The organism is Wolbachia endosymbiont of Pentalonia nigronervosa (assembly GCF_014534705.1).
Lineage (GTDB): Bacteria > Pseudomonadota > Alphaproteobacteria > Rickettsiales > Anaplasmataceae > Wolbachia.
In genome coordinates this window covers 1-1,759 of sequence record NZ_JACVWV010000141.1, presented here as the reverse complement: position 1 = coordinate 1,759, position 1,759 = coordinate 1, and the positions used below count along the sequence as shown (strand labels likewise).

At 34.4% G+C, this 1,759-nt stretch carries 2 protein-coding genes; both read left to right on the top strand.

The genetic code is table 11. The features are described 5' to 3' along the window. Positions 1 to 184, top strand: a 184-nt coding sequence (locus IC220_RS07380; RefSeq protein ID WP_304952517.1) for a JAB domain-containing protein, incomplete at its 5' end; no start/stop codon positions are given. Positions 185 to 277: 93 nt separating this feature from the next. Then, the gene (locus IC220_RS07375) at positions 278 to 1,540 is read left to right on the top strand and encodes a hypothetical protein (protein ID WP_223158811.1); all 1,263 of its coding nucleotides are present in this window, start codon (positions 278 to 280) and stop codon (positions 1,538 to 1,540) included. Positions 1,541 to 1,759: the final 219 nt, after the last annotated feature.

The following is a 1,759-nucleotide window of genomic DNA, read 5'->3' as shown; positions in this document are numbered from 1 at the left end:
AAAAGCAACGTCAATAATAATATCACACAACCACCCAGGAGGAAAGTTGAAGCCATCTGATGAGGATCAAACTGTAACTCAAAACTTGGCTAAAGCTTGTCAAACTATAGATATTAGGTTAGTTGATCACATTATTATTACAAGTATAAGTCATTTTAGTTTTAAGGAAAACGGGATGTTATAGAAAGCAGGGTTTGCACATAGAGTAAATGCAGAAAATATTTGCAAATACATTAGTTATCATTTATAATTAATGAGAAAGTATAGAGGAGATTATATGAATAAAAAAATAATAATACCTTTTAAGGGTGAAACATTAAGTACTATTAAAGGAATAGGTCGTACTAATAAGCGGCCTACCTTTGCAGGGAATCTTAAAGGATTATCGGAAATATTAAAAGCTCTAGAGGGTGTAAGTCATGGCAATGCTAACTTTGTGAGCAAAATTAATAAGGATAAAAAGCCAGGAGATAAAGAAACAATGCCTTTCCCTAGAGATGCTAGTGAAAAGCCAATCAACTTTGGGAAAGGACTTAATTATGTTTATGGCACAAAACCATTAAGTAATCAAGCAGAAGATTTAAATCCATTTGCTTCAGGTTTGAAAAAAATAAAACCAAGTGAAAGGGAAAATGAAAAGTTGAACTGGTTTAAAAGTGAAGTGGTAACAGCTAAAAGCGCAAATGAACTGGACAAAGTAGTGAATCAAGCTCTAGCTGATGGAATAAGAATAAATGCATGTCGTGAAGGAGAGTGGAGCTTCGGTGAGTATGTGATATTGGGTACACATTTTCACAAGTTTGAAAAAGGTGATCTGAAAAAGATAATGCATGAACTAATGTTAAAAGGAGCAGAGTTTCACGAAAGGCTATTGAAGAATAAACTGATAGGTGAAATTTATAATGAACTGGAAAAAGAGGTTCAACCAAAGATAGACAAGCAGCTTGAAGAATTAAAAAAAGCTGGTGAAAAAGCTGTTCAAGGAGGAACCGTGATAGACGTGAGAATAGACAACAAAATATTTTTTATGGAATTTTCCAAGGATAGTATAGTGGAGGTTGCAAAGGTAGTAGAAGGCACGAAAAATTTAGGTCTAAACAACGGATTAGTAAAGCTAGGAAGTAACATTATAAAAATGGGCAATAGTGAGGTTGAAGTCAAAAGTGAGCAAGGAGGTAAGAGAAACTATGTCGGAATGTCAGACGGTAGCGATGTTATAATAACCTTTCGTACAAGCATTGGTGAGCTAAACATCAGGATGTGCCATGATGACGAAAATCAAGTATTGGTAAAAGTAGAAGATAAAGAAAAGTGGGCTGAGCTAAAGAAAAAAGGGGAAGTAGTAGGGAAAAACAGCCTGTTTGGTGGAATGACAGTCAAAGAAGCAGTGGAAATAGGAAGTTTTACGAGATGTGGCATGTGGAGTAAAGAGCAGGTTACAGAACAAATAAAGGAGGCAAGTGAAAATAGTGCAAGCGAAACATTGTCATGGGTGGACAGAACACGTGTGGATAGTAAAGAAACCTCTAGGCAACATTAATTTTTAGAGCAAAAGTAGTAGGACTGTTTTTTGTATAAATTGCAGTCCAAAACTTTTAGTTTCTTAAGTTATAGCAAAAAATCTTTTAACAGGGTATATATGTTTATTTCTGTGAAAAAGAGTGACTACTAATGATTCCAATTCTATAAGCTATAAAGTTAGGAAAGAAATAAGAAATTGTAGATTAAAGCTGGGATATACACAAAAAGATTTAGCGAG